The organism is Microbacterium sp. NPDC087591 (genome assembly GCF_044743625.1).
In the GTDB taxonomy this organism is placed as follows: domain Bacteria; phylum Actinomycetota; class Actinomycetes; order Actinomycetales; family Microbacteriaceae; genus Microbacterium.
In genome coordinates this window covers 474,487-495,385 of record NZ_JBIUWU010000002.1, presented here as the reverse complement: position 1 = coordinate 495,385, position 20,899 = coordinate 474,487, and the positions used below count along the sequence as shown (strand labels likewise).

Sequence of the window (20,899 nt, the reverse complement as noted above, 5' to 3'; positions counted from 1 at the left end):
CCCGCTGAGCCGGGGAGCCGGCCTCAGGCGAGCGGCACGCAGACCTCGGTCAGCAGGCCGTCCTCATCGGCTTCCGAGGGAGTGACCAGATACCGGTTGAAGGCCTTGCCCGCGAGCGTCCCGTCGCTTCCTACGGACAGGCCATCGGCGATGAGACGGGCGCCGATCCTGTCGTGCGCCTCGGTGATCTGACCGTACGATCCCTCCACGCGAGCGACGAGGCAGTCGCGCTCGGGCAGCTCATGCACCTCGAGCGGCGACGCGGCAGGAGTTCCCGGCGCGACCGGGAAGAAGATCGACAGATCCACGTCGCGTTCGGTGAACTGCTCGTCGTGCTCGATCACGCCGCACGGGCCGAGGGGGGTGATCGAGCCGGTATCGAGCAGCGGCAGCATCCGGTCCCACAGCAGATGCTCATCGGCATAGGTCGGAACGGTGCCGCGGAGAGCGACGACGGTCATGGCGGGGATGGTGGTCCGGTGGATGGTGATCGACATGGTGTTGTCTCCTGGTTCGAGCAATCGATTGATGAGGGTTACCCGTCCCTGGGCTGCGCGCTGCTCCTCGACGAGGCTCTCGCGCTGCAGTCGCAACGCGTGGAGCCAAGCCGGGGTGCCGCGGGCGGCGAGGAGCGCGCCGATGGCGGAGACGCCGAACCCGACATCGCGGAGGTTGCGGATGTCGATCGCATCGACCAGCTGGTCCACGGAGTACCTGCGGTACCCGCTGGCGGGGTCGATGTCGGCGGGCACCAGCACGCCGTGCGCGTCGTAGTGGCGCAGCATCCGCACCGACAGTCGACTCAGGGAACTGAATCGACCGATCGTCATGAGGTTCCAGGTCTCGGCCATGAACCCATGCTCGCGCCTGACACCGTGTGAGAGTCAACTCCTGGTCGCGCGCGTCGCGCGACCAGGACTATGGCAGCAGCGGGATGACCTGCGACAGGTCCTGCGGACCGATGACGAGGCTTGCGGCCGCGCGCACGGCCGGCTTCGCGTTGAACGCGAGTCCCAGGCCGGCGACGGCCATCATGGCGAGGTCGTTCGCGCCGTCTCCGATCGCGATCGTGGCGTGGGCGGGGACGCCGAGCTCCGCCGCCCACTCCTGCAGCGATGCCGCCTTGGCCGCGCCGTCGACGATCGGTCCGTCGACCTCACCGCTCAGGGCGCCGTCCGCCACCTGCAGGCGATTCGCCCGCCATCGGTCGACGCCGAGATCGGGAGCGACGGAATCGAGGATCTCGTGGAACCCGCCCGACACAACGCCCACGACTCCGCCGCGTTCGTGCACAGCCGCCGTGAGCTCTCGCACGCCGGGGGTGGGTTCGATCCGGCCGAGCACCCGGGCGAACGCCTCCACCGGGACACCGCGCAGGGCGCCGACGCGCGAGCGCAGGCTGGTGGAGAAGTCGACCTCGCCGCGCATCGCCGCCTCCGTGGCGGCCTGCACCTCGTCGCGCCGTCCCGCCTCATCGGCGAGCAACTCGATCACCTCGTTGCGGATGAGGGTGGAATCGGCATCGAGGACGACGAGGAAGCGCGCAGCAGTCACGCGAATGAGCCTAGCGACCGCACCGGCCTGCGAGAGACCGCGTGACGCGCGAGCGCTCGAATCCTCAGCGCTCGATGAACACGCCCTTGCCGACCACCGTGATGCCCGACTCGGTGACGGTGAAGCCCCGGGCCAGATCACGTTCACGATCGACGCCGACGGTCGCCCCATCGGCCAGCACGACGTTCTTGTCGAGGATCGCCCTGTGCACGCGCGACCCTGCCCCCACCTGCACGTGATCGAAGACCACGGAGTCCGTGATCGTCGATCCGCCACCGGCGAGCGTCCAAGGGCCGACGACGCTGCGCTCCAGATGGGTGCCGGAGAGCACCGAGCCCAGCGACACGATGGAGTCGATCGCATTCCCTATGCGCCCGACCGAGTCGCGCACGAACTTCGCAGGCGGTGAGTTGACCGCCTGCGAGTGGATCGGCCACTCCATGTTGTAGAGGTTGAAGATCGGCAGGGTCGAGATCAGGTCGCGGTGCGCGTCGTAGAACGAATCGATCGTCCCCACGTCCCGCCAGTAGGAGCGATCGCGCGGGGACGAACCGGGGACCTCGTTCTGCTTCATGTCGTAGTAGCCGGCCTCACCGCGGTCGACGAAGTAGGGGACGATGTCGCCACCCATGTCATGACCGGATGTGGGGGACTCGCCGTCGGCCTCGACCGCGGCGATCAGCGCATCCGCGTCGAAGATGTAGTTACCCATCGAGGCGAGCACCTCGTGCGGCGAGTCCTCGAGTCCGGCGGCATCGGTCGGCTTCTCCAGGAACTGCTTGATGCGCCCGGTGCTGGGGTCTGCGTCGATCACGCCGAACTGCGAGGCGAGCGCGAGCGGCTGGCGGATGCCGGCCACCGTGGCCTTCGCTCCGGATGCGATGTGCGCCTCGAGCATCTGGCGGAAGTCCATGCGGTAGACGTGGTCGGCGCCGATCACGACGACGATGTCGGGCTTCTCATCGTTGATCAGGTTCATGCTCTGCAGGATCGCGTCGGCGGATCCGGAGAACCACCGCTTTCCGAGACGCTGCTGCGCCGGCACGGACGTCACATAGGAGTCGAGCAGGGCGGACATGCGCCAGGTCTGCGAGATGTGTCGGTCGAGGCTGTGCGACTTGTACTGCGTCAGCACGACGACCTGACGGAGGCCGGAGTTGATGAGGTTCGAGATGGCGAAATCGATCAATCGGTACTGTCCGCCGAACGGCACTGCCGGTTTGGCACGGTCGCCCGTGAGGGGCATGAGGCGCTTGCCCTCGCCACCGGCGAGGATGATCCCGAAGACCTTCTTTGGAGCGGACATGGCTCCACCATAGATGCGATCCGGCTCGCTGTACTAGCGTTCAGACATGCGAGTTGAAATGATCACGAAGGAGTATCCGCCGGAGATCTACGGTGGTGCCGGAGTGCACGTCGCGGAGCTCGTCACGGCGTTGCGCGAGAGCATCGACGTGCGTGTCCGCGCCTTCGGTGCACCCCGCGATGAGGAGGGCACCTTCGCGTATCGCGCACCTGCCGAACTCGCCTCGGCGAACGCAGCGCTGCAGACTCTGGGCACCGATCTGGAGATCGTCTCGGCGATCGCCGACGCGGACATCGTGCACAGCCACACCTGGTATGCGAACTTCGCCGGTCACCTGGCCTCGCAGCTGCACGGCATCCCGCACGTGCTCACGGCGCACAGCCTGGAACCGCTGCGGCCTTGGAAGGCGGAGCAGCTCGGCGGCGGCTACGCCGTCTCCAGCGGCATCGAGAAGCTCGCGTACGAGAACGCCGCCGCGGTGATCGCGGTCAGTGCCGGCATGCGCGCGGACATCCTGCGCAGCTACCCGCAGGTCGATCCGGCCAAGGTCCGCGTGATCCACAACGGCATCGATGTCGAGCGCTGGCGCCCGGTGCACGACGACGCCTTCCTGCAATCGGTGGGGATGGACCCGCAGCGGCCATCCGTCGTCTTCGTCGGGCGTATCACCCGGCAGAAGGGTCTGCCCTATCTGCTCCAGGCTGCGCGTCTGCTCCCACCCGAGGTCCAGCTCGTCCTGTGTGCCGGAGCTCCTGACACCCCGGAGATCATGGCAGAAGTGCAGGAGGGCGTGCGCCTTCTGCAGCAGACGCGCGACGGCGTCATCTGGATCGAGAGGATGCTGCCGCGTGATGAGCTGTCGGCGATCCTGACCGCAGCCACCACATTCGTCTGCCCGTCTGTCTACGAGCCGCTGGGCATCGTGAACCTCGAGGCCATGGCCTGCGGCGCCGCAGTCGTCGGTACCGCGACGGGCGGCATCCCCGAAGTCGTCGCCGACCATGTCACCGGTCGACTTGTCCCGATCGAGCAGGTGCAAGACGGCACCGGTACGCCGGTGGACCCCGAGCGATACGTCGCGGATCTCGCCGCCGTGATGACCGAGGTCACGTCCGATCCCGCGCGCGCCCGAGAGTACGGAGCAGCGGGTCGGGAGCGTGCACGGCAGGAGTTCAGCTGGGGTGCGATCGCCGACACGACGCGCGCGCTGTACGCGGAGCTCGCCAGCTGAGCCGATAGGCTGGAGGCATGTCGAGCGCCCTGGAATTCACCGACGTCGTCGTGCGCCGCGAGGGGCGCAACATCATCGATCACGTGACCTGGCAGGTCGCGGACGATCAGCGGTGGGTGATCCTCGGACCCAACGGTGCAGGAAAGACCACGCTGCTCCAGCTCGCCGACACACTCATGCATCCGACCGCCGGTACCGTCTCGGTGCTGGGGGAGGCCCTGGGGCGCACGGACGTCTTCGAGGTGCGCCCGCGCATCGGATTCGCGTCCTCCGCCATGGCCAAGCGCGTTCCCCGCGACGAAACCGTGCTGAACACGGTGCTCACCGCCGCCTACTCCGTGCTCGGACGCTGGAACGAGAGCTACGAGGACATCGACGAGCGCCGTGCGCTGCGCGTGCTCGGCGAATGGCGTCTTGCACACCTGGCCGAGCGCACCTTCGGCACCCTCAGCGACGGCGAGCAGAAGCGGGTGCAGATCGCCCGCGCCGTCATGACCGATCCCGAACTGCTGCTGCTGGACGAGCCGACCGCCTCGCTCGATCTGGGCTCACGGGAAGAGCTGCTCGCGCTGCTCAGCGGCTATGCGTCGGCGCCGACCACCCCGGCGATGCTCATGGTCACCCATCACGTGGAGGAGATCCCGGTGGGGTTCACGCACGTGATGCTGCTGCGCGAAGGCCGAGTGGTCGCCGCTGGTCCGATCGCGGAGACCCTGACGGCCGAGGCCCTCACCGAAGCCTTCGGCATGCCGATCGTGCTGAGCAGCGAAGACGGCCGCTACGCCGCTCGCGCCGCATCCTGACTCGGGTTACTGAGCGCGTCGAAGTACTGTTAGAATCGATCCTTGGTGCTCTCTGCACCGCAGACTTCCCTCGTCCCTGGCACAATCCAGGGCAGCAACTAAGGAATCCCATGAAGACTGACATCCACCCCGAGTACCGGGCCATCGTTTTCCGTGACCTCGGTTCGGGCGAGACCTTCCTCACCCGCTCCACCGTCACGAGCGACAAGACCATCGAGCTGGACGGCGTGGAGTACCCCGTCATCGATGTCGAGATCTCCTCTGCCTCGCACCCGTTCTACACGGGCAAGCAGCGCATCATGGACTCGGCCGGTCGCGTCGAGAAGTTCAACCAGCGCTTCAAGGGCTTCGGCGGCTCCTCCAGCTGAGGTCCGTCACACGAAGGCCCCGCACTCCTCGGAGTGCGGGGCCTTCGTCGTCTCTCGGCACGCATCGTGTGCTCGACGAGCACGCGTCGCATCCGGTCGCTTCCCGTCTGTCTATGCGACCATCTGCGTCCCCCGCGCATCGAAAGCCGTCAGGAATGGCTGCTTTGCCACGCCGGAGGCGGCAGTTCGCGACCACTGCATGCCGATGGACCGCTCAGGGCGGCCTCTGCCTCGTCGGAGTCGGGCCGTCAGAGGTCGAGGGTGATGCGCCCATCGGCGATCGGACTCGGCGGGTCGCCGGGGGCGGGCGCCGGCGCGGTGCGCTGCGTCTGGCGGTCTCGTTCCATCCCCGCTTCGTGCGCCGAAGGAGACCAGATGGCGTCGAAAGCGCCGCCGAGCCCGCCGGAGCTGAGCCCCTCGTACTTCTGCTCCACCGGTTTCCGCGAGAAGGTGTGCATCAGGCCGAAGATGAGCAGGCCGGGACCCGTGATCAGCACCCCGATCACGGTCGCCCAGCCCAGGACATCGCGCATGTGGCCAGGATAGGCCGCCGTTCTGCGCACGACATCCCCCTCGCGGGGGATCGTGGTCAGCGGATGCGGCGCCCCTGAGCGAGGTCGATCAGTCGGCTCAGCACCGGCCCGGAGCGGAGGCCGTTGTGCTCGTGTTCGCTGGTCACCCAGAGCTGAACCCCAGGGAGCAGACGGGCCGTCTCGAGAGAGAACTCCACCGGCACGTAGACGTCGTTGACGTAGACCGCAGCGGCGCCGGTGGCGCCGGATGCCGCGATGGCCGCCGCGTCGTAGATCTGCGGCCACTCGAACTCCGCCAGTTCGAGTGCGACCTCTCGCCAGGGCTGGAACGCCGGCACCGTCTCGGTCCATTCGCGGCGGATGTGCTCGCCGGTGAAGAGCGTGACGTCATCGCGGAAGTCCGCTGGTTCGGTGCGCTCTGCCGACCATCGCGTCGCGTGGCCGTCGGCGTAGCTGGACTCGTGGAACGCGAAGTACAGCGGATTGCGACCGTCGTAGGGCATCGCGTGCATGAGATCGTACCGGAACGCGTTCGAGGCCGGATCGCGCTCCAGCAGTGACCATACGGTCTGCCAGCCGTTGTCCGTGCCGAGCGCCGAGCCGACCGACCGCAGCCGCGAGGGTGACACGATCTCGCCGTCCGGAAGCACGATCTCGCCGGCATCCGCGAGGTCGACGAGGCCACGCATCACGTCCCGGTGCTCGGGGAAGCGCCGGTAGTACTGCTCCGACGCGCTGCGCATCTTGTCGTAGCAGAGGGCGTAGACGTCGTCCGGATGCCGGCCGACCGCACTGAGTCCACCCGTGATGTAGACGTCGGCGAGCGAGGAGCCGTCTGTGGAGAGGTAGGCGAGCGTCGTGAAGCCGCCGAACGACTGTCCGAGCACGCTCCACGTGTCGGCACCGAGGTGCGCACGCATCGCCTCGCAGTCGCGGACGATGGCATCGGCGCGCAGGTGGGTCAGGTGTTCGGCGACCGCGGCCGCACCGCGTTCCAGGTCGGTGTCGCCGACCGGCGTGGAGCGCCCGGTGCCGCGTTGGTCGAGCAGGACGAGGCGGTAGTGTGCGAGCGCCTCGTCGAGCCACGCCGGCGCCGTGGAGCGGTGGAACGGACGCGGCGCCTCGTGTCCTGGGCCTCCCTGCAGGAACACCAGGTAAGGGAGCGACTCCCCGCCCTCGCGCGAGACGACGGCGGCGAAGATGTCGATCGTGCGTCCATCCGAGGGATCACCCCAGACCAGGGGAACGGTGAGCGTGTGCTCTTCGACGGTCAGATCCAGCAGATGACGGACAACGGTGCTCACCCGTCGAGCCTAGCGTCCGAGCCGCCGCATCCGCAGGTCGCCTCGACTACATCACGTTGCCGATGTAGGAGTACTTGACGAACACCTCGGCGGCGATGCCCGATTCGTCCAGCACACCCTGCACGGCGTTCATCATGTAGTTGGAATCCCAGCCCATGTAGAGGAAGTGCGAGTCGTCCAGAGCATCCCACTGGCCCTTCCACGCCATCGCGTCGTAGATCGGCCCGCCATGCGTCGCGCAGTAGCTGACGGCGGCAGCACGTGTGTCGGTCCACGCGCGTCGGAACACGCGATTGAAGAGGTGCTTGACGTCGTACACCTCCCACCGTTCGCCGCGATACTCCACGTAGTCGAACTCGCGCTCCCACCCCGCCGGCCAGCCGCGTCTGCGCACGGCATCCAGGATCGGGGTCAGCCCATCGTCGTCGATCTCGGGGAGAGCCGGTCGCGCCCAGATCCGCAGCAGGTCTGCGGTGAGGCGCACGGTGCGGCTCGTGATGGCCGCGGTGTCCCACCGGGGGACGCTCTCGAGATCGCGGGTCGCTGGCACCCCGCTGCGCGCATACGCGTCCGCGCGCTTCTCCGGAAAGGAGGCGCCGAACACGCGCTCGGTGAGCGGCTGCTCGAGAAGCGTCAGGTTTCCCAGCGTCGGGGCCAGCGCGCGGTGGCTGTTCTGCTCATCGTCGCTGTACTCGCTCCACGTCCGTACGCCGTCGCCGGACCAGGCGTCGCCGGGAACCGGGGGGACGATGTGCTCGATGTCGAAGCCGTCAGTGTCATCCACGCCCTGCAGTCGGCTGAGCACATAAGCGGCGTGGGGTAGTTCGCTGTACTTCAGCACAGCGCTCACACGCTCGTCGGACGGGGTGATGCGGGCGAGTGCGCGCGCGAGCGCATCGCGACCCTGCTCCCGGGCTCGGCAGAGCCGTGCGATCAACCGCTCCGTGGGGAGGTTCACCAGTGTGCGGCGGAGGTAGAGCGCCTGGATCCAGTCGAGCGTCTCGATGAGCTCATCCCGCCCGACGATGCCGCGGGAGTAGTCGCTGTACACGCTCAGCACCAGCGGATAGGCCGCGCGCCCGAAGGTGTTGACGTACCGCAGCTGACGAGCGATCTCGGGATCTCGCTCCCGCGACGGATCGAGCAGGATGCCGTAGATCTCGGCATGGTGTCGCCAGATCTCGGCGTGCGCCTGGAGGTGGGCGACATCGACGTGCGGGAACGACTGTCGGAATGCGCTGTACACGCCGTGCTCGCCGTTCGCGGCCAGTTCGCGGCCCGTGGTCATGACGAGATAGTGGCGCCAGAAGGCGCCGATCGCCTCGCCGGTGTGCCGCTCGATCGGCAACCAGAACCGCGCCTCGACGTCGAGCTGCTCCGAGTGGGTGAGGCCCATCAGGATGTAGTTGTGGATCAGCTCGTGATCGCGCAGCGGTTCGCCCGTGGAGTTGAGGCTCTCGAAGATCTGCTGCGCGTTCGCCTCGGCGCCGAGCGTGATCGACACGTGCTCGAGCTTCTGCAGACCCCGCCAGACCGACGGCGCCTCCTCCGCGTGGATCTGGCTGCGGAAGAAGGCGTAGTTGTCGTCGAACCGCGATTCGCGATCCGCGTCCCCGCGGCGATCCAGCACCACGGACTCGTACAGCTCCGCCCAGGCGTCGTGCGGACGCAGCTTGGTGCGGGTCGGGTCGTCCTGTCGGACCAGCACACGTTCCAGGTCTGCCGCGAGCACGGGGTCTGAATCCCGCACGGCGTGATGCAGCGCGGCAATCAGGAGCATCAGGGTGGTGATGCGCTGCTGGCCGTCGATGAGGATCAGGTCGCTGTCGGGTGCTGAGCCGTCAGCCGAATCATGGGCGGAGAGGATCGAGCCGATGAAATGCCGGTGGGCATCGTCTTCCGCGGCTACGGCGCGCACATCCGAGAGCAGTCGTTCGCATCCGCCGATGTCCCAGCGATACTGACGCTGATACACGGGGACGACGATGGTGGTGGAACCTGCTGCGAGCCACTCGATCGTGTTGACTGCTGTCGCCTCGACGTTGGTGGCGGTGCTCATGCTGGTGTCTCGTCCTCCCGTAGCGCCGGCACCGAGGACTCGCCGGGCGCCCGATTCAGTCTATTCGGTTATTCACGGCGGCCCTCGGAGGGGCGCACAGGGGGCGCTGTTAGGCTTGCCTTATCAGGGCCTGTTAAAACGTGCTGGCCCCCGATGAAAGGACATGACCTAGATCATGGGATACATCAAATCCGCTGCACTCGAGGAAAAGGGCTTCGTCGTCCTCGACAGCTACGACCAGGAGCTCGACCCCAAGGAGTGGCTCGACATCGAGTACAACGACTGGAAGTCGTCGGGTGACACCCGGTTCGCTCCGCTCGCCAGTGCCTTCGGCGACATCGAGTGCAACGGCTTCTGGAACCACAAGCCGCCGCGCACCGACAAGGACGGCGTCTGGATCGACTCGCAGACCGAGAAGGCCCCGAATCTGACGCGTCGCGCGCAGGAGCCAGGCGCGAACGTCGGCCGCTGCCGTGTGATCGAGCTGCAGCCCACGCCCTATGGCGACTGCCTCTACAACCTCCACCAGGACGACAACAACCGTCTGAACCCGGACGGCACCGGTTGGGTCGTGCGCGGGTTCTTCAACCTGACCGACGACAAGGACAGCTACTTCGTCCTGCGTGAGAACCGCACCGACCCGAGCATCGAGTACCGCATCGCGCTTCCGGCCGGAGCCCAGCTCATCGTCGACACCCAGCGTCTGTGGCACGCCGCGACCCACAACGGTGACGAGCCGCGCTACTGCCTCATCACCTCGTGGACCTCCGGTCCCGAGCTCGACGCCTACATCGAGAAGTACCACGGCACCGATGACGTCCCCAACTACGAGGTCGCTCAGGACGTGCTGGAGCACGGCTACGCCGAGCAGGCCCGCAAGGACGCCGCACGCGCCGCCTACTACGCGGCCAAGGGCCAGCAGGTGAAGCAGGCGATGAGCGAGGCCTGAGCCGCACCGAATCGTCTGCTCCGACCGTTTGGCCGCTGAGCACACCGCAGTACGAAGGCCCCGGTCCCGCGACCGGGGCCTTCGTCGTCGGAACTACATGCTTGTGATTTCCTCGTGAGTGGGCGAGAATGGGCCCACAACCGCATATTCTCGCCACTTCGTGGTTCAGGTCGTTGGGGAAGACGCACCTGATGAAACGGAGAGATCATGGCGACGGCTTACGCACGCGGAGTGGTGTACATCCACTCTGCGCCTCGCGCGCTCTGCCCGCACCTTGAGTGGGCGGTGGGTCGCGCTATCGGGCGTGCGGTGAACTTCGACTGGACTGACCAGCCGGTGCTCGACGGTGCTCGCCGTGCGGAGTTCTACTGGGATGGTCCGGTCGGCACCGGCGCAGCTCTCGCCACCGCGATCCGCGGGTGGGAGCACCTCCGATTCGAGGTGACGGAGGATCCGACGCCGCGCAGCGACGGCGGACGCTGGCTGCACACCCCGGATCTCGGCATCCACTATGCGCAGACCGATGCGGCCGGCAACATCGTGATCGGCGAGGACCGCATCCGCTACGCGATGGAGATCGCGGCGGGGAGCGCCGTCGAGCTGCAGCGCGAGCTGGACATCGCCCTCGGTTCCGCCTGGGACGAAGAGCTCGAGCCCTTCCGCCACGCCAGCGACGATGCGCGTGTCGTCTGGCTCCACAAGGTCGGCTAGTTCGCGACCACGACACAGACCTGGAGCGGGGGAGGCGTGAGTATCGGATGCCGGTGATTCATCCCGGACGCTGAGAAGACGTTTCCCCGCTCCACATGACGAGGACCCCGCCCCTGGAGACAGCGACGGGGTCCTCGTCTGCGCGGAGGCAGCGCATCGCCTCAGATCACCGCCGTCCGCGAAAGCTCCTCCGGTCGAGGGACGGCTCCGCCGTGGAGGTCGTCCCAGGCGAGCCGCAGCCGGTCCATCGCCGCGGCCGTACGGTCGGGCGGCAGGGTGATCGGGATCCGCAGTCGCCGTTCCAGGACGCCGCCCGTGGTGAAGCGCGGCCCTGGCGGTAGAAGGAGATCGCGATCGCGCGCCGCGAGCGAGAGTCGTGTCGACACCGGCGCGCCGAGGTCGACCCAGACGGACAGCCCGCCTGCGGTCTGCGGCATCCGGACGCCGTCGATACCCTCGAGTCCGGTGGCGACGGCGGCTCGGCCCGCGCGAAGGCGCTCGCGGACGTGAGTGGTGAGCGCCGGCATCTCCGACAGCAGCTCCACGGCGATGCACTGCTCCAGGAGCGCCGTGCCGAGTTCGAAGCTGGGCCGGATCGCGAGCAGTCGCGTGATGAGCGAGGCCTCCGCGCGGATCCAACCGAGGCGCATGCCGCCCCAGGCGATCTTCGACATCGATCCGACGGTGATCACGTGCGGGCTGTACGCCGCCATCGGCCGCGGAGCCCACCCCCGATCGATGTCGAGTTCCGCGGTCGTCTCGTCCACGATCAGGAGCGTGCCGACGCTGCGAGCCGTGGTCGCGATGCGCTCGCGCTCGAGGTCCGGCAGTGTCGCGCCCGTGGGGTTGTGGAAGTCGGGGATCAGGTACGCCAGCTGCGGCCGGTCGGCGAGCAGGACCCCCGTCAGGTGTCGTGCGTCCCATCCGTCGACGTCGACCGGCGTGGGCAGCATCCGATAGCCGTGGCGGTGCAGCGCCTCCAGTGCATGCGGGAAGGTCGGCTGTTCGACGAGTGCGCGCTCTCCGCGTCGTCCGATCGTGGCGAGCACGAGGTTGAGGGCGTTCAGGGCGCCGGAGGTGATGATGATCTCATCGGCCGAGGTCTCCACACCTCGCTGCGTGAATCGTCGGGCCACGGCGTCGCGCAGTTCGGGGAGGCCGCGCAGCGAGTAGCCGCTGGTGCCCCGCAGCGCGGCCAGGCGCGGCAGCGACCGCACGGTGGCGTCGTACAGGCCAGGGGTCGAGTCCATCGAGGCGATCGACAGGTCGATCGCGGACTCCTGCTCCGGCGCGTCCGGCTCCAGCGGGGTGCGGGGGAGCGTCACACGGGTGCTGCCACCGTGCAGACGGGTCACGTAGCCGTCCGATTCGAGGATCCCGTACACGCGGGTGATCGTGGACCTCGATCGGCGCAGCTCGAGAGCCAGTGACCGCTCGCTGGGCAGCCGCTCTCCGACCGTGAGGCGGCCGTCGAGGATCAGGGCGCGGATGTGGCCGGCCAGTGCCGTCGCCGTCGCACCGGCGACGTTCTGCGCTCCGAGGTGTGCGACGAGTCGAGAGGTCATGTCTCCAGGATGCCGCAAAGTGGACTGGCTCAGCGAGGCCACTTCTCGCAGAGTGGACTGGGGTGCGACCCGTGCTCGGCAGCCACCATGGAGGGATGCACCTTCGTTCCCTCTTCCTGCCCATCGTCGCGACCAGCCGCCGGGACCTGGCCGAGCGCGCCGTGCAGCTCATCCTGGGGTTGCTCCTGTACGGGGTCGCGATGGGCCTGATGGTTCGCGGCGGCATCGGCGTCTCGCCCTGGGACGTGCTCGCACTCGGCGTCGCAGGGCAGTCCGGGCTCGGCTACGGGATGGTGACGAATCTCGTGGCGGTCGTGGTGCTGCTGCTGTGGATCCCGCTGCGTCAGCGTGTCGGACTCGGCACACTCCTCAATGCGCTGCTGATCGGTCCGAGCGCCGACCTGACCCTCGCCGTCATCCCCGCGCCGCCGTCGCTCTGGGTGGGTGCTCCGATGTTCCTGCTCGGACTGGTGCTGCTGGCCTTTGCGACCGGCCTCTACATCGCGGCGAACTTCGGACCGGGACCGCGGGACGGGCTGATGACGGGTCTGGTACGTCGCACCGGATGGCCGGTCTGGTTCGTGCGCACCCTCATCGAGGGCAGCGTGCTCGTCGTCGGTTTCGTGCTCGGCGGCCCGGTGGGCGTCGGCACCGTGCTCTTCGCGCTGGGAGTCGGGCCCCTGGTCGGATGGTTCCTGCCGCGGATCACGAAGCTCCGCGAGGCGCGTTCGCATCGGCTCGAGCGCACGCCGGTGGCGTAGCGTTCGGCACCACGGAAGAGGCCCCCGGAGCAGCAGCTCCGAGGGCCTCTTCCGTGTGATCGTCAGTCGACGCTGGCGAACGCGACGACGGCGTTGTGCCCGCCGAAGCCGAACGAGTTGCTGATCGCGATCTGCGGTCCGTCGCCGAGCGGCGTGGGCTCGCCCGAGAGGCGGAACGGCACGGCGGGATCGGGTTCGGTCATGTTGATCGTCGGCGGGGCGACGCGGTCGCGCAGCGCGAGGATCGAGAAGATCGCTTCGAGCGCGCCGGTGCCTCCCAGCAGATGGCCGGTGGAGGCCTTGGTCGCCGACACGGGGATCTCGCTGAGACGCTCGCCGAACACGCGCTTGAGGGCGACGTACTCGTTCGGGTCGCCCACCGGGGTCGACGTGGCGTGCGCGTTGATGTGCGTGACCTGGTCGGGGGTGACCCCGGCTTCCTCGAGGGCCTGCGTCACCGCACGTGCGGCTCCTGTGCCCTCGGGGTCGTTCCCGGTGATGTGGTATGAGTCGGCGGTGATGCCGCCGCCGATCAGGTAGGCGTAGATCTTCGCGCCGCGCGCCTTGGCGTGCTCCTCGGTCTCGAGGATGAGTGCGGCGGCGCCTTCACCCATGACGAAGCCGTCACGGTCGATCGCGCCGGGGCGGGACGCCGTGGCCGGGTCGTCGTTGCGACGCGACAGCGCCTGCGCCGAGGAGAACGAGGCCATCGTGATGGGGTGGATCGCGGACTCCGTGCCACCGGCGATCACGACATCGGCGAGGCCGTCCTGCAGGTGGTGGAAAGCGTGGATGAGCGACTCGGTGCTCGAGGCGCAGGCGCTCACGACGGTCTGCGCGTAGGCGCGGGCCTGGAACTGGAGCGACAGGTTGCCGGCGGCGGCGTTGGCCATCAGCATCGGCACGGTCAGCGGCATGACGCGGCGCGGACCCTTCTCGCGCAGGGTGTCCCACGCGTCGAGGAGCGTCCAGAGTCCGCCGATCCCGGTGGCGAAGTCGACGCCGAGGCGCTCGGGCTCGACTTCGGGGGAGCCGGCATCCGCCCACGCTTCGCGCGCGGCGATGAGGGCGAACTGCGACGAGGGGTCGAGCCGCTTCGCCTCGTGGCGCGGCAGGACCTCTTCGGGGCGCACGATGGCCTCGGCGGCGAAGGTGACGGGCAGCTCATACTGCTGCACCCAGTCGTGCTCGAGTGTGCGGGTTCCGGACATGCCTGCGAGCAGGTTGGCCCAGTTCTCCGGAGCGGTACCGCCGATGGCGGAAGTGGCGCCGATGCCGGTGACGACGATGCGCTTGGTCATGGTGTGGTTCCTTGTCGAGCGGTGATTCGAGCGGGTGGCGGGCAAGGCGGAGGATGCCACGCCCCGCAGATGCGGGGGTGGCATCCTGCGTGGATTACTCCTGGCCTGCGACGATGAAGCTGACGGCGTCGCCGACGGTCTTCAGGTTCTTGACCTCGTCGTCGGGGATGGTGACGCCGAACTTCTCCTCGGCGTTGACGACGATGGTCATCATCGAGATCGAGTCGATGTCGAGGTCGTCCGTGAACGACTTCTCGAGGGCGACCTCGGAAGCGTTGATGCCGGTCTCGTCGGTGATCAGCTCTGCGAGGCCTGCGAGGACCTCATCGTTGGTGAAAGCCATGTGGTCTTCCTCTTTCTTGCGGGTTGTATTCGGAACCGTGGAACAGTCTAGGGAAGGTCGGGTCGTTCTCAGGGGAGGACGACGACCTGAGCGGCGAACACGAGACCCGCGCCGAAGCCGATCTGCAGTGCCAGGCCGCCCGAGAGCTCGGGGTGCTCGGCCATCAGGCGGTGGCTGGCGAGCGGGATCGAGGCGGCTGAGGTGTTGCCGGTCGTCTCGATGTCACGCGCGATCACGGTGGTCTCTGGCAGCTTGAGCTGTTTGGCGAACTCGTCGATGATGCGCATGTTCGCCTGGTGCGGGATGAACGCGGCGATGTCGGTCGGCTCGACGCCGGCCTTGTCGAGAGCCTCACGGGCGACTTTCGCCATCTCCCACACCGCCCAGCGGAACACGGTCTGACCCTCCTGTCGGAGCGTCGGCCACGGCACCTCGCCGTCGCGGAACTGCGTCAGGGTCCCGTTCATACCCACCGCGTCGGCCTTCGAGCCGTCGGATCCCCACACAGCAGGGGAGATGCCGGGCGTGTCGCTCGGGCCGATCACGGCTGCACCGGCGCCGTCGCCGAGGAGGAAGGAGATGCTCCGGTCGGCGGGGTCGACCACGTCGGACAGCTTCTCCGCGCCGATCACGAGCGCGTAGCGGGCCGCTCCGGCACGGATCAGCGCATCCGCCTGGGCGACAGCGTAGGAGTATCCGGCGCACGCGGCGTTGACGTCGTATGCGGCTGCGGGGTTGGCGCCCACGCGGTCGGCGACGATCGCCGAGACCGACGGGGACTGCTTCGGGTTGCTGATGGTGGCCACGATCACCAGATCGATCTGGTCGGCGGGGACGCCGGACTTCTCGATGGCCTCTGCGCCGGCGATGGCGGCGAGGTCGATCGCGTCGGTGTCCTTGTCGGCGCGGACCCGGGTGATGATGCCCGTGCGCTGACGGATCCACTCGTCGCTCGAGTCGATCGGGCCGATCAGATCGTCGTTCGGCACGAAGTTCTCGCCCCGCGCCGCGCCATAGGAGTAGATGCGCGTGTAGGCGGGGCCCGTGATCTGGGTCAGGGTGGCGCTCATGCGGCTTCTCCGTTCAGCAGCGCGACGGCTGCGTCGAGGTCTTCGGGGGTTTTGACGGCGACGGTCGGGACGCCGCGCAGGCCGCGCTTGGCGAGACCGGTCAGCGCGCCGGCCGGAGCCAGCTCGATGAGGCCGGTGATGCCGTGCTCGGCGAACGACGACATGCACTTGTCCCAGCGCACGGGTGAGGAGACCTGGTCGACCAGGTACGAGAGCGCCTGTGCGCCGTCGGAGACGACGGAGCCGTCGCGATTCGTCCACAGGGTGATCTGCGGGTCGGCAGGAGTCACGGAGGCGACCGCGTCGCGCAGGGCGGCGACGGCGGAGGCCATGTAGCCGGTGTGGAATGCGCCGGCGACCTGCAGGGGGATCACGCGCGAGCCCTTGACCGGTTCCTCGGCCAGCGCGGCCAGCGCGGGGAGGGAACCTGCGACGACGAGCTGGCCGCCGCCGTTGTAGTTGGCCGGCGAGAGTTCGAGCTCGGCGAGGCGGGCCAGGATGAGCTCCTCGTCACCGCCCAGGACCGCGCTCATGCCCGTGGGGGTCTGCGCCGCGGCATCGGCCATCGCGCGTCCGCGGATGCCGACGAGGCGCATTCCGGTCTCGGCGTCGATGACACCGCTGCCGACCAGGGCCGCGATCTCACCCACCGAGTGGCCTGCGATGCCGTCAGCAGTGCGGCCGCCGCGCGCGCGGATGGCGTCTGCGGCGATGAGCGACGCGGCGACGATCAACGGCTGAGCGACACGTGTGTCGCGGATCGTGTCGGCATCCGAGACGGTGCCGTGCGCGTGGAGATCGACCTCCGCGGCCTCGGAGTACGCGGCGAGGCGATCAGCCACACCGTCGAGCTCCAGCCAAGGGGAGAGGAAACCGGGGGTCTGCGAGCCCTGACCAGGGCAGACGACGACAATCACCAGTCCAGTCTGCCAACGATTGCGCGTGAGTGGTGGATGATCCATCACAAGATTGCGTGAAACCCTTGTGTGTGGCGCACAGCGCCCGTGTGCGGACTCAGCGGGTCGGGCGCCGCAGAGCCGGGCGTCGACGCCCCTGTTCCGCAGCGCCGATCGATCCGAGGATCAGCGCGGTCTGCAGGATGAGCGCTTCGCGCGGTCCGGTGGCGTCCCAGCCGATGACCTCGCTGACCCGCTTGAGCCGGTAGCGCACCGTGTTGGGGTGCACGAACAGCTCGCGAGCGGTGGCCTCCAGGGAGCGGCCATTGTCGAGGTAGCTCCACAGCGTGGTCACCAGATCGGTCGAGTGGGCCTGCAGAGGGCGGAAGATCCGCTCGATCAGCGTCTGCTTCGCCAACGGGTCTCCGGCGAGAGCGCGCTCGGGCAGCAGATCGTCGGCCTCGACCGGACGCGGAGCACTGCGCCAGGCGCGGGCGACAGCGAAGCCGGCCAGTGCCGCACGCGCACTCTGGCTCGCATCGACCAGCGCGGCGACCGCTGGGCCGAGCACGACGTATCCGGGCCCGAAGGACGGCTCGAGGCGCGTGGCGATCTCGAGGAAGCCGAGCTCGTCCTCGTCTTCCTCGTCTTCCTGTCCGGCGATCCTGGCGCGTCCGAGGACCAGCACCAGGCGGGAGCCCTGCACGCCGATCAGCACGTCGACCGCGAGCTTGCGGGCCGTGCGGCGCACCTGATCGACGTCGAACTGCGGGGGAGTCGTGCCGACCAGCACCGCGACCTCGCCGTGGCCGTGCCAGCCGAGGGCGGCGATGCGGCTGGGGAGTTCCTCGTCGGCTTCGCCGGTGAGGATCGAGTCGACGACGAGCGCTTCCAGCCGGGCGTCCCAGAGCCCGCGGGCTTCGGCGGCTCGGGCGTAGACGTCGGCGGCGGCGAAGGCGACGTCGCGCGAGTAGAGCAGTATCGCCTCGCGGAGGTCGTCGCCTCGTCCGGCGACGCGCTCCTCCGTGACCTCGACCGTCACGCGGATCAGCTGCAGCGTCTGCTGCAGGCTGACGCTGCGCAACAGTTCCCGAGGAGCCGCGGCGAAGATGTCCGCCGCGATCCACGGGGTCGAGGTGGGGTCTTCGTACCACTGGATGAACGACGTGATGCCGGCCTGAGCCACCAGCCCGACGGCGGAGCGTCGGGCCGGTGGCATGTCGGCGTACCAGGGGAGAGTGTCCTCCAACCGCTTGATCGTCACCGAGGCGATGTCACCGGAGATCCGGCGCAACCAGGTGAGCGTCGCGGTCTTGTCCATTCCGCGAGGAGAAGAACCTGTCACCGAGGACTCAGCTTTCGCCACCTGCGTTGCCGCTGGTGCCGGCGTTCACGTCGTGCAGACGGTACTTCTCGATCGCCTGCGCTGCGAGCGAACGGTCGACGACGCCATCCTCGGCGAGCGACTGCAGGGTGCGCACGACGACCGAGGGGCCGTCGATCTTGAAGAAGCGACGCGCCGCCGCACGGGTGTCGGAGAAGCCGAAGCCGTCCGCGCCCAGCGTGGCGAAGCGCTGCGGCACCCACGGACGGATCTGGTCCTGCACGGCGTGCATGTAGTCGCTGACGGCGATGACCGGTCCCTCGGCGCCCTGCAGCTTCTGCGTCAGGTACGCCGTGCGCGGCTCTGCCTCGGGGTGCAGGAAGTTGTGCTCGTCGGCAGCCAGGCCGTCGCGGCGCAGCTCGGTCCATGAGGTCACGGACCACACGTCGGCCACCACGCCCCAGTCGTCCTTCAGCAGCTGCTGGGCCTCGAGGACCCACGGCACACCGACTCCGGACGAGAAGAGCTGAGCCCGGGGACCCTCGCCCTCGCCGACCGAGATGCGGTGGATGCCGCGGACGATGCCGTCGACGTCGACATCCGCCGGCTCTGCGGGCATCACGATGGGCTCGTTGTAGAGCGTGATGTAGTACATCACGTTCGGGTCCTCGTGCTCTCCGCCGTACATGCGCTCGAGACCCGAACGCACGATGTGCGCGATCTCGTAGCCGTAGGCCGGGTCGTACGAGACCGTCGCCGGGTTGGTGGCGGCGAGCAGGTGCGAGTGTCCGTCGGCGTGCTGCAGGCCCTCACCCGTGAGGGTGGTGCGACCGGCGGTGGCGCCCATGATGAACCCGCGGGCCATCTGGTCGCCGGCGGCCCACTGGGCGTCGCCGGTGCGCTGGAAGCCGAACATCGAGTAGAAGATGTAGATCGGGATCAGCGGCTCGCCGTGCGTGGCATAAGACGTGCCGGCAGCCGTGAAGGCCGCGAGGGCGCCGGCCTCGTTGATGCCGACGTGCACGATCTGACCCTGAGGGCTCTCCTTGTAGGCGAGGAGGAGCTCACGGTCGACCGACGTGTAGTGCTGGCCGTTCGGGTTGTAGATCTTCGCCGTCGGGAAGTACGCGTCCATGCCGAACGTGCGCGCCTCGTCGGGGATGATCGGCACGATGCGGTGGCCGAAGTCCTTGGTGCGCAGCAGATCCTTCAGCAGACGGACGAACGCCATGGTCGTGGCGATCTCCTGCGTGCCGGAGCCCTTCTTGGGCAGCGCGTAGGCCGCGTCATCCGGCAGCGAGAGGCCCACGTGCGTCGAGCGGCGCTCCGGGAGGAAGCCGCCCAGAGCCTGGCGACGCTCGAGCATGTACTGGATGGTCTCGTCCTGAGGGCCCGGGTTGTAGTACGGGGGCAGGTACGGGTTCTCCTCGAGCTGCGCATCCGTGATCGGGATGTGCATCGCGTCGCGGAACGTCTTGAGGTTGTCCAGCGTCATCTTCTTCATCTGGTGGGTCGCGTTGCGGCCCTCGAAGTGCGGACCGAGGCCGTAGCCCTTGACGGTCTTCGCGAGGATGACGGTGGGCTTGCCCTTGTGCTCGGTCGCGGCCTTGAATGCGGCGTAGACCTTGCGGTAGTCGTGGCCACCGCGCTTGAGGTTCCAGATGTCGTCGTCGGAGAAGTCCTTGACCAGTGCTGCGGCGCGCTCGTCGCGACCGAAGAAGTGCTCGCGGATGTATGCGCCGGACTCGGCCTTGTATGTCTGGAAGTCGCCGTCGGGCGTGACGTTCATGAGGTTGAGCAGTGCACCCTCGGTGTCGCGCGTGAGCAGGTCGTCCCACTCGCGACCCCAGATCACCTTGATGACGTTCCAGCCGGCGCCCCGGAAGAAGGACTCGAGCTCCTGGACGATCTTGCCGTTCCCGCGCACAGGGCCGTCGAGGCGCTGCAGGTTGCAGTTGACGACGAAGGTGAGGTTGTCGAGCCCCTCGTTGGCTGCGACCTGGAGCTGTCCGCGGCTCTCGACCTCGTCCATCTCGCCATCGCCGAGGAAGGCCCAGACATGAGAGGCAGACGTGTCCTTGATGCCGCGGTTCTCGACGTACTTGTTCGACATCGCCTGGTAGATGGCGTTGATCGGGCCGAGGCCCATCGACACGGTCGGGAACTGCCAGTAGTCCGGCATGAGACGCGGGTGCGGGTACGAGGGGATCCCGTGCGGCGCGTGCGACTTCTCCTGGCGGAAGCCGTCGAGCTCGTTCTCGCTCAGGCGTCCTTCGAGGAAGGAGCGTGCGTAGGTGCCGGGGGAGGCGTGGCCCTGGATGAAGATCTGGTCGCCACCGCCCGGGTGGTCCGCGCCCTTGAAGAAGTGGTTGAAGCCGACCTCGTACAGGGCAGCCGAAGACGCGTAGGTGGAGATGTGTCCGCCGACGCCGATGCCGGGGCGCTGCGCACGGTGGACCGTGATCGCGGCGTTCCAGCGGATCCACGCCCGGTAACGGCGCTCGACCTCTTCATCGCCGGGGAACTCGGGCTCGTTCTCGGCCGCGATCGTGTTGATGTAGTCCGTCGTCGGGACCATCGGCACGCCCAGGTGCAGCTCCTTGGAGCGCTTGAGCAGGCTGAGCATGATCTCGCGGCCACGGCCGTGGCCCTTGGCATCCACCAGCTCATCGAGCGACTGCTGCCACTCGCCGGTCTCTTCCGGATCGCTGTCTTGGGGGCCCTGGGAATACGGATCCTGGTCGTGCACAGTCACGGGGGAGCCTTTCGTCAAGCTGGCAGGTCATGCCAATGAAACGGGAAGCGACGCGGGCAGCCTTGT

General features: G+C 68.1%; 19 protein-coding genes. 6 read left to right on the top strand and 13 right to left on the bottom strand.

Annotation, left to right across the window (positions count from 1 at the left end; all coding sequences use genetic code 11):
* Positions 1-23: 23 nt before the first annotated feature.
* From ACIOVG_RS12970 to ACIOVG_RS12960, 3 genes are all read right to left on the bottom strand, one after another.
* Positions 24-851, bottom strand: a complete 828-nt coding sequence (locus ACIOVG_RS12970) for a MerR family transcriptional regulator (protein WP_400873977.1) — start codon at positions 849-851, stop codon at positions 24-26.
* 67 nt (positions 852-918) lie between these two features.
* Entirely contained in the window at positions 919-1,554 is a 636-nt protein-coding gene (serB, locus tag ACIOVG_RS12965) for a phosphoserine phosphatase SerB (RefSeq protein ID WP_400873974.1), read from the bottom strand.
* 64 nt (positions 1,555-1,618) lie between these two features.
* A complete protein-coding gene (locus tag ACIOVG_RS12960) occupies positions 1,619-2,860 on the bottom strand; it encodes a glucose-1-phosphate adenylyltransferase (RefSeq protein ID WP_400873971.1) in 1,242 nt (413 codons plus the stop codon).
* Between the two features lie 46 nt (positions 2,861-2,906).
* Here ACIOVG_RS12960 and glgA point away from each other — a divergent pair, with 46 nt between their 5' ends.
* The 3 genes from glgA (at position 2,907) to ACIOVG_RS12945 (ending at position 5,262) form a co-directional block, all read left to right on the top strand.
* The gene (glgA, locus tag ACIOVG_RS12955; protein WP_400873968.1) at positions 2,907-4,091 is read left to right on the top strand and encodes a glycogen synthase; all 1,185 of its coding nucleotides are present in this window, start codon (positions 2,907-2,909) and stop codon (positions 4,089-4,091) included.
* Between the two features lie 17 nt (positions 4,092-4,108).
* Positions 4,109-4,894, top strand: a complete 786-nt coding sequence (locus tag ACIOVG_RS12950; RefSeq protein ID WP_400873966.1) for an ABC transporter ATP-binding protein — start codon at positions 4,109-4,111, stop codon at positions 4,892-4,894.
* A gap of 110 nt (positions 4,895-5,004) precedes the next feature.
* On the top strand, positions 5,005-5,262 hold the full coding sequence (locus ACIOVG_RS12945) for a type B 50S ribosomal protein L31 (RefSeq protein ID WP_400873964.1): 258 nt from the start codon (positions 5,005-5,007) through the stop codon (positions 5,260-5,262).
* Between the two features lie 248 nt (positions 5,263-5,510).
* Here the strand turns inward: ACIOVG_RS12945 and ACIOVG_RS12940 are convergent, their stop codons facing one another.
* From ACIOVG_RS12940 to ACIOVG_RS12930, 3 genes are read right to left on the bottom strand one after another with little or no spacing between them, the layout of a single operon-like run.
* Positions 5,511-5,795 carry a hypothetical protein gene (locus tag ACIOVG_RS12940; protein WP_400873962.1) on the bottom strand — a complete coding sequence of 95 codons (285 nt, stop codon included), beginning with the start codon at positions 5,793-5,795 and terminating at the stop codon, positions 5,511-5,513.
* A gap of 56 nt (positions 5,796-5,851) precedes the next feature.
* Positions 5,852-7,099 carry an alpha/beta fold hydrolase gene (locus tag ACIOVG_RS12935; protein WP_400873960.1) on the bottom strand — a complete coding sequence of 416 codons (1,248 nt, stop codon included), beginning with the start codon at positions 7,097-7,099 and terminating at the stop codon, positions 5,852-5,854.
* 46 nt (positions 7,100-7,145) lie between these two features.
* Entirely contained in the window at positions 7,146-9,158 is a 2,013-nt protein-coding gene (locus ACIOVG_RS12930) for a DUF262 domain-containing protein (protein WP_400873958.1), read from the bottom strand.
* A 175-nt stretch (positions 9,159-9,333) separates the two neighbouring features.
* Between ACIOVG_RS12930 and ACIOVG_RS12925 the strand changes: the two genes are divergently transcribed.
* Both ACIOVG_RS12925 and ACIOVG_RS12920 read left to right on the top strand, forming a co-directional pair.
* Positions 9,334-10,107, top strand: coding sequence for a hypothetical protein (locus ACIOVG_RS12925; protein WP_400873955.1), 774 nt, complete (start codon positions 9,334-9,336; stop codon positions 10,105-10,107).
* Between the two features lie 207 nt (positions 10,108-10,314).
* Positions 10,315-10,818 (top strand): DUF3145 domain-containing protein, encoded by a 504-nt coding sequence (locus ACIOVG_RS12920; RefSeq protein ID WP_400873952.1) that lies wholly within the window; start codon positions 10,315-10,317, stop codon positions 10,816-10,818.
* A gap of 161 nt (positions 10,819-10,979) precedes the next feature.
* Here the strand turns inward: ACIOVG_RS12920 and ACIOVG_RS12915 are convergent, their stop codons facing one another.
* Positions 10,980-12,383 carry a PLP-dependent aminotransferase family protein gene (locus ACIOVG_RS12915; RefSeq protein WP_400873949.1) on the bottom strand — a complete coding sequence of 468 codons (1,404 nt, stop codon included), beginning with the start codon at positions 12,381-12,383 and terminating at the stop codon, positions 10,980-10,982.
* A gap of 95 nt (positions 12,384-12,478) precedes the next feature.
* Between ACIOVG_RS12915 and ACIOVG_RS12910 the strand changes: the two genes are divergently transcribed.
* A complete protein-coding gene (locus ACIOVG_RS12910) occupies positions 12,479-13,144 on the top strand; it encodes a YitT family protein (protein ID WP_400873946.1) in 666 nt (221 codons plus the stop codon).
* A 62-nt stretch (positions 13,145-13,206) separates the two neighbouring features.
* Here ACIOVG_RS12910 and ACIOVG_RS12905 read toward each other — a convergent pair whose 3' ends face one another.
* The 6 genes from ACIOVG_RS12905 to aceE form a co-directional block, all read right to left on the bottom strand.
* Positions 13,207-14,445 carry a beta-ketoacyl-[acyl-carrier-protein] synthase family protein gene (locus tag ACIOVG_RS12905; protein ID WP_400873943.1) on the bottom strand — a complete coding sequence of 413 codons (1,239 nt, stop codon included), beginning with the start codon at positions 14,443-14,445 and terminating at the stop codon, positions 13,207-13,209.
* A 94-nt stretch (positions 14,446-14,539) separates the two neighbouring features.
* A complete protein-coding gene (locus ACIOVG_RS12900) occupies positions 14,540-14,788 on the bottom strand; it encodes an acyl carrier protein (protein ID WP_017830435.1) in 249 nt (82 codons plus the stop codon).
* A gap of 68 nt (positions 14,789-14,856) precedes the next feature.
* Positions 14,857-15,858 (bottom strand): beta-ketoacyl-ACP synthase III, encoded by a 1,002-nt coding sequence (locus ACIOVG_RS12895; protein ID WP_400873940.1) that lies wholly within the window; start codon positions 15,856-15,858, stop codon positions 14,857-14,859.
* A complete protein-coding gene (locus ACIOVG_RS12890) occupies positions 15,855-16,775 on the bottom strand; it encodes an ACP S-malonyltransferase (RefSeq protein ID WP_400873937.1) in 921 nt (306 codons plus the stop codon). Before ACIOVG_RS12890 ends, ACIOVG_RS12895 begins: the two co-directional genes overlap by 4 nt.
* Before the next feature lie 97 nt (positions 16,776-16,872).
* On the bottom strand, positions 16,873-18,075 hold the full coding sequence (locus tag ACIOVG_RS12885; protein ID WP_400873934.1) for a PucR family transcriptional regulator: 1,203 nt from the start codon (positions 18,073-18,075) through the stop codon (positions 16,873-16,875).
* Positions 18,076-18,106: 31 nt separating this feature from the next.
* Positions 18,107-20,833, bottom strand: a complete 2,727-nt coding sequence (aceE, locus tag ACIOVG_RS12880) for a pyruvate dehydrogenase (acetyl-transferring), homodimeric type (protein ID WP_400873931.1) — start codon at positions 20,831-20,833, stop codon at positions 18,107-18,109.
* Between the last annotated feature and the right edge of the window lie 66 nt (positions 20,834-20,899).